Origin of the sequence: Pandoraea sp. B-6 (assembly GCF_000282835.1) — a bacterium.
In the GTDB taxonomy this organism is placed as follows: domain Bacteria; phylum Pseudomonadota; class Gammaproteobacteria; order Burkholderiales; family Burkholderiaceae; genus Pandoraea; species Pandoraea cepalis.
This window is the reverse complement of sequence record NZ_KB290565.1, coordinates 48,762-55,197: the sequence shown is the minus strand read 5'-3', so window position 1 is coordinate 55,197 and position 6,436 is coordinate 48,762. Positions and strand designations below refer to the sequence as shown.

The following is a 6,436-nucleotide window of genomic DNA, read 5'->3' as shown; positions in this document are numbered from 1 at the left end:
GGGGGGGGCGCGCGGAGCGGGGGCTGGCGGCGCCGGGGGGAACCGCGAGGCGCGTGTGGGGCTGACGGACGTTGCAACAGGTGTTGCGTCGCCGCCGCTGGCTACAGCAGGCGAATCAGCAGATTGAAGACGAGCGAGAGCACGACGGTCGAGGCGAACGGGAACACCATCTCGCGGCCGCGCCAGCGAAGGCGCAGATCCCCGGGCAATCGACCGATGCCGAGCTTGGTAAGCCACGGCGAGGCCGCCGAGAGGATGCAGATCGCGATGAAGATCGTGAACATCCAGCGAAACATATCGGGGTGGCCTCGCGGTGAAGGGGGGTCAGAGGGCGTGGCTGCGGTCGCCGGTGGCGAAGCCGAGCAGGCCCGCCCACTCGTCCATGCCGCGACCGAACGCGATGACCTTGAAGAGTTCGCCCATCTCGGCTTCCGAGAGCAGCTTCTGCGCGGCGGCGGCCGCCGGCAGGAACACCTTCGGATCGGACGGATCGAGCGCGCTCATCAGCTCGATGATGCCGGCGTTCATCAGGAATCGGGCTTGCGAGGTGAAGCCCAGCAGATCGAGACCGGCTTCGACGCCGGCATCGGCAATCCCTGAAAACTCCACGTGAGCCGTGATGTCCTGCAAGCCGGGGTAATAGAACGGATCGTCGTGCGCGTGGTGGCGGTAGTGGCACATCAGGGTGCCGTCTGCGCGCTGCGGATGATAGTACTCGCGCGCGGGGAAGCCGTAGTCGACGAGCAGCAAGACGCCGCGCGCGAGCAGGGGGGCCACGCTGCGCACGAAAGCCGAGGCGGCTTCGTGGGTCTCCGTCCGATATTCCTGCGTCGGCGGCAGATCGGCCAGCGCGTCGAGGGCCTGCGGCAATGGGCCGGTATGGCGACGGGCTTCCCAGGCGAAACCGTCTTGCGTACGCACTACGCCGCGTTCGAACCAGACCGGCTGCCCGGCGTCGTCCGGGCGGCGTGTCCATAGGCGCACCGGCATGGCGTCGAGCACTTCGTTGCCGAGCATCACGCCGTGGAAGGCGTCGGGCAACCTATCAAGCCACGTGACGCGATCGAGCAGATGTGGCGCGGCGTTGGCGATGGTCTCGCGCTGGCGCGCTCGCAGCTCGCCGGAGAGTTCCATGATCGAGTAGCGCTCGCAGGGCGTGCCTTCGGCGTCGAGCGCGAGCAGCAGGTCGGCCGCAAGACGTCCGGACCCCGCGCCGAATTCCAGCACTTGCGCGTCGCCCGTTTGTTCGAAGATCTCACCGATCTGGCGGGCCAGCGTGCGCGCGAAGAACGGCGTGAGCTCCGGCGCGGTGACGAAGTCACTTCCGTCGGCGGCCAGGCGCCCGAATTTCGCGGCACCGGCAGCGTAATAACCGAGGCCGGGCGCATATAGCGCCAGTTCCATGAAGCGATCGAACGGCAGCCAGCCGCCGGCCGCGTCGATGGCGTCGGCAAGATAGGCCGTGAGGCGGCGCGAGTGTTCGAGCGCGTCTGGCTCGGGAACGGGTAAACTATGGGGTTTCGGTGCGGCCTGATTCATGCGGGCATTGTAGCGGAGACAGTGTCGGCTGGCTGCTTTGGTTGGCATTGACGCGTCTGCGGACGATTTCTGGGTAATTTTTGCCGGTTTTCGTCAATTTTCAGTCGTTTTTTCGCGGTTTTCGCCAGTGTTTGCGATGCATGTCCGTTGCATGGATGCTGCGCGAGGGCGTCGCGCGCGACGGCACCGAGCATTGATTCAAGCCCATCGCCGTCCGAAGTGCATCGACCCAACCGCCCTCTGACAGGAATTCGCCGCATGACCGTTGCATCGACGCCACGCCCTACGTCCGCCGCAGGTGATGCCGCCTGCCCGCCGGCTGTACCGCCGGTGCCGCGTGTTGCGCTCGTGACGGGCGGCGCGCGCCGGATCGGCCGCGCGATCGCGCTGCGCCTCGCCGGTGTGGGGTGGGACATCGCCGTTCACTACGAGCGTTCGCACGACGAGGCGCTCGAGACCGTCGCGGCCATCGAGGCGCTGGGGCGCCGGGCGGTCGCGTTGCAGGCATCGCTCGCGGACGAAGCCGCCACGGCAGGGCTCATCGGCCGGTGTAGCGAGGCGCTGGGCGTGCCCACCTGCCTTGTCAACAATGCCTCGCGCTTCGAGTACGATAGCGCGGGCGATTTCGGCTACCAGGCGCTGGAGCGCCACATGCGCGTGAATGCGGGCGCACCGCTCGTGCTCGCGCGCGAGATGCATGCCGCATTGGGCGAGTCGGGGCGAGGCGTCGTCGTCAATCTGCTGGATCAGAAGCTGGCGAATCCGAACCCTGATTACCTGTCGTACACGTTGTCGAAGGCCGCGCTGGCGGTGGCGACGACGTTGCTTGCCCAGGCGTTCGCGCCCCGCTTGCGCGTGGTCGGCGTGGCACCGGGCGTGACGCTGCTGTCTGTCGACCAGACCCCGACGGGCTTTGCGGCGGCGCATGCGGCCACGCCGTTGGGCGCATCGTCGACGCCGGAGGACATCGCGCAGGCGGTGGCGTATCTGGCCGACGCGCCTGCGGTGACCGGCACCGTGTTGTATGTCGATGGTGGGCAACATCTCGCGAGTTCGTCGCGTGACGTGAAATTTCTGACCGAACCGGCCGATGCCGACCGGTCTCGTTGATTGTCATTAAGAGTTTTCAAAATGCATAGCGCTCTTTCTCACCCTCGCCTGATGGACTGCCGTCGCATGTTCCTGCGCGACTATGAAGTGTTCATCAACATCGGCGTGCACGATTACGAGAAGCGTGGCGAGCAGCGCGTGCTGATCAATGTGCAACTGTTCGTGCCGCTCGCCGAGAGCACGCCCTTGGCGGACAAGCTCGACGAAGTGGTCGATTACGACTTCATGCGCGAGACCATTGCCAAACGCGTGGGGCTGGGCCATATCCACCTGCAGGAAACGCTGTGTGACGACGTCGCGAGTGCGCTGCTCGCGCATCCGCGCGTGCGTGCCGTGGGCGTGTCGACCGAGAAACCCGACGTCTATCCCGATTGCCACTCGGTCGGCATCGAAGTGTTCAAGATGAAGGATGCCTGACATGAGTGCCGTCATGCCCGAGACCAGCGCGCCGCTGGTCGCGACCGGAACCGTCGCCCCCGATAGCGTGAAGAAAGCGCAGAAGCTCGCGTTCGAGAACAACAAGCTCGAGAAGCGGCTGTTCCGTCTGACGGGACAGGCCATTGGCGACTACAACATGATCGAGCAGGGCGATCGTGTAATGGTGTGCATGTCCGGCGGCAAGGACAGCTATGCCATGCTCGACATCCTGCTCAAGCTTCGCGAGCGTGCGCCGATCGACTTCTCGATCGTGGCCGTCAACCTCGACCAGAAGCAGCCGGGTTTCCCGGAGCATGTGCTGCCCGACTACTTCCGTTCCATCGGCGTGGATTTCCACATCGAGAACCAGGACACGTACTCGATCGTCAAGCGCGTGGTGCCGGAGGGCAAGACCACGTGCTCGCTGTGCTCGCGCCTGCGTCGCGGCATTCTCTATCGCGTGGCGGGCGAGCTCGGCGCGACCAAGGTTGCGCTGGGCCACCACCGCGACGACATCATCGAGACCGTCTTCCTGAATTTGTTCTACGGTGGCAAGCTCAAGGGCATGCCGCCGAAGCTGCAGTCGGACGACGGCAAGAACGTGGTGATCCGCCCGCTCGCCTACGTGCGCGAATCGGATCTCGAACGTTACGCCGAGTACAAGCAGTTCCCGATCATTCCGTGCACGCTGTGTGGCAGCCAGCCGAACCTGAAGCGCGCCGAGATGAAGTCGCTGATTCGCCTGTGGGAGAAGCAGCATCCCGGGCGCATCAAATCGATTTTCAGTGCGCTGTCGAATGTGGTGCCGTCGCATTTGATGGATACGAACCTTCATGACTTCAAGAATCTGCGTGCGACGGGGCAGCCCGATCCGCTCGGCGATATTGCGTTCGACGAAGCGCCGTGCGGCGACGAGAACGACGCGGGCATCATCCGTATTACGCAATTCGACGACTGATCGCGAGCGACCCCACTCGCTGCATTGAAACCTGACGCAGCCTGCCGGACGAACCGGCGCGGCCGCCCGACCCCGACACACGGATTTCCACTCTCGAATCGTCACGACGCCATGAATATTGTGATTCTCGCCGCCGGCATGGGTAAGCGCATGCGCTCGAAGCTGCCCAAGGTGTTGCAGCCGCTGGCCGGCCGGCCGCTTCTGTCGCACGTGATTGCGACCGCACGCAAGCTCACGCCGGGCAAGCTCATCGTGGTGATAGGTCACGGTGGCGAGGCCGTGCGCGACGCGGTGGCCGGCGACGGTGTGCATTTCGCCGAGCAGGCGCAGCAGCTGGGCACCGGACACGCCGTGCAGCAAGCGGCGTCGCTGCTCGACGAGTCGGTGCCGACGCTGGTGCTTTACGGCGACGTGCCGCTCACGCGCCCCGAGACCTTGCAGGGGCTGCTCGACGCTGCGGGCAGCGAGAAGCTGGGCGTGCTCACCGTCGATCTGGACAACCCGACCGGGTATGGCCGGATCGTGCGCGACGCGGCGGGCAACGTGCTGCGCATCGTCGAACAGAAAGATGCCAACGAGGCTGAACTGGCCATTCGCGAAATCAACACCGGCATCATCGTGGCGCCGACGCGCGCACTCAAGGGCTGGCTGGCCGGTTTGAAGAATCAGAACGCGCAAGGCGAGTACTACCTTACTGACGTGATCGCGTGTGCGGTCGCGGACGGCGTGCCGGTCGTCACCACGCAGCCGGCCTTCGCGTGGGAGCCCAACGGCGTGAACGACAAGGCGCAGCTTGCCGAGCTGGAGCGTGACTACCAGCGCAATGCGGCGGGCGCGCTGCTGGCGGCGGGCGTGACCCTGATCGATCCGGCGCGCTTCGACCTGCGCGGCGAGATCGCGTGCGGCACCGACGTCTCGATCGATGTGAATTGCGTGTTCGAAGGCAGAGTGACGATTGGCGATGGCGCGACCATCGGTCCGAACTGCGTGATTCGCAACAGCACCATCGGCGCGGGCACGCACATCGAGGCGTTCAGTCATCTGGACGGCGCCGTGGTGGGCGCCGACGCGCACGTGGGGCCGTATGCACGTCTGCGACCGGGCGCAGATCTGGCCGACGAAGTGCACATCGGCAACTTCGTGGAAGTGAAGAATGCGTCGCTCGCGAAGGGCTCGAAGGCCAACCATCTGGCCTATGTCGGCGACTCGACGGTGGGCGCGCGGGTCAACATCGGCGCGGGCACCATCACTTGCAATTACGATGGCGCCAACAAGCATCGCACGGTGATCGAGGACGACGTCTTCATCGGCTCGGACACGCAGCTCGTGGCGCCGGTGACGGTGCGGCGCGGCACGACGATTGCTGCCGGCACCACGGTGTGGAAGGATACGCCGGAAGATTCGCTGGTGCTCAACGGCAAGACGCAGGAAGCGAAGACGGGTTACATCCGTCCGCGCAAGCAGAAGCAGTAAAATCGGCGGTTATGGACCGGCGCGCGACACGCACGCAAGCCAAAGCGGGCGCCGGCGAGTCAAAACGGATTGAATCCGATCGAATGCGCCAGGATCTCTGGCACGAAGGGAAGCGAATATGTGCGGCATTGTCGGCGCGGTGGCGCGACGTAACGTAGTACCGGTGTTGGTCGAAGGGCTGCGTCGTCTGGAGTACCGCGGCTACGACTCGTGCGGCGTGGCGGTATTGAAGGATGGCGTGCCGCAGCGTGCGCGCAGCGTATCGCGCGTGGCGGATCTCGATGAGCAACTGGCGCAGACGCACCTGGGCGGCGAGACGGGCATTGCCCACACCCGCTGGGCGACGCATGGCGCGCCGATCACGGACAATGCGCATCCGATCTTCTCGCGCGACGACGTGGCGCTGGTGCACAACGGCATCATCGAAAACCATGAGAGCCTGCGTGACGAGCTGCGCGGCCTTGGCTACGAATTCGTGTCGCAGACCGACACCGAGGTCATTGCGCACCTGGTGCATCACCTGCTGTCGAACGGCGCCGCGGGCGATCTGTATCACGCGGTGCGTCTGGCGACGCGCCGTCTGCACGGCGCTTACGCCATCGCGGTGTTCCGCAAGCAGGAGCCGCACCGCGTGGTGGGCGCGCGCGCTGGGTCGCCGCTGGTCGTGGGCGTGGGTGAGGGCGAGAACTTCCTCGCCTCGGATGCGCTGGCGCTGGCCGGCACGACCGATCAGTTCATCTACCTGGAAGAGGGCGATGTCGTCGAACTCACGCTCGAGGGCGTGACGATCGTGGACCGTAACGATGCGGCCGTCGAGCGCGAAGTGCGCACGGTGCAGGCGTACACGGGCGCGGTGGAGCTGGGGCCGTATCGTCACTACATGCAGAAGGAAATCTTCGAGCAGCCGCGTGCGATCGGCGACACGATGGAGGGCGTGGA

The 6,436-nt window shown here is 65.4% G+C and carries 7 protein-coding genes; 5 read left to right on the top strand and 2 right to left on the bottom strand.

Features of this window, described 5'->3' with window-relative positions; genetic code table 11:
- Nucleotides 1–101 precede the first annotated feature (101 nt).
- A complete protein-coding gene (locus tag A985_RS0123085; RefSeq protein WP_017235747.1) occupies nucleotides 102–296 on the bottom strand; it encodes a DUF2905 domain-containing protein in 195 nt (64 codons plus the stop codon).
- Between the two features lie 28 nt (nucleotides 297–324).
- The gene (locus tag A985_RS0123080; RefSeq protein ID WP_017235746.1) at nucleotides 325–1,539 is read right to left on the bottom strand and encodes a class I SAM-dependent methyltransferase; all 1,215 of its coding nucleotides are present in this window, start codon (nucleotides 1,537–1,539) and stop codon (nucleotides 325–327) included.
- A gap of 258 nt (nucleotides 1,540–1,797) precedes the next feature.
- Between A985_RS0123080 and A985_RS0123070 the strand changes: the two genes are divergently transcribed.
- From A985_RS0123070 to A985_RS29615, 5 genes are all read left to right on the top strand, one after another.
- Nucleotides 1,798–2,649, top strand: a complete 852-nt coding sequence (locus tag A985_RS0123070; protein ID WP_017235744.1) for an SDR family oxidoreductase — start codon at nucleotides 1,798–1,800, stop codon at nucleotides 2,647–2,649.
- Between the two features lie 21 nt (nucleotides 2,650–2,670).
- Entirely contained in the window at nucleotides 2,671–3,066 is a 396-nt protein-coding gene (locus A985_RS0123065; RefSeq protein WP_026132324.1) for a dihydroneopterin aldolase, read from the top strand.
- A 13-nt stretch (nucleotides 3,067–3,079) separates the two neighbouring features.
- The gene (ttcA, locus tag A985_RS0123060) at nucleotides 3,080–4,024 is read left to right on the top strand and encodes a tRNA 2-thiocytidine(32) synthetase TtcA (protein ID WP_051060353.1); all 945 of its coding nucleotides are present in this window, start codon (nucleotides 3,080–3,082) and stop codon (nucleotides 4,022–4,024) included.
- Between the two features lie 111 nt (nucleotides 4,025–4,135).
- Entirely contained in the window at nucleotides 4,136–5,497 is a 1,362-nt protein-coding gene (gene glmU, locus A985_RS0123055; RefSeq protein WP_017235741.1) for a bifunctional UDP-N-acetylglucosamine diphosphorylase/glucosamine-1-phosphate N-acetyltransferase GlmU, read from the top strand.
- Nucleotides 5,498–5,615: 118 nt separating this feature from the next.
- Nucleotides 5,616–6,436: class II glutamine amidotransferase (locus A985_RS29615; protein WP_232424721.1), on the top strand; the 821-nt coding region annotated here is incomplete at its 3' end.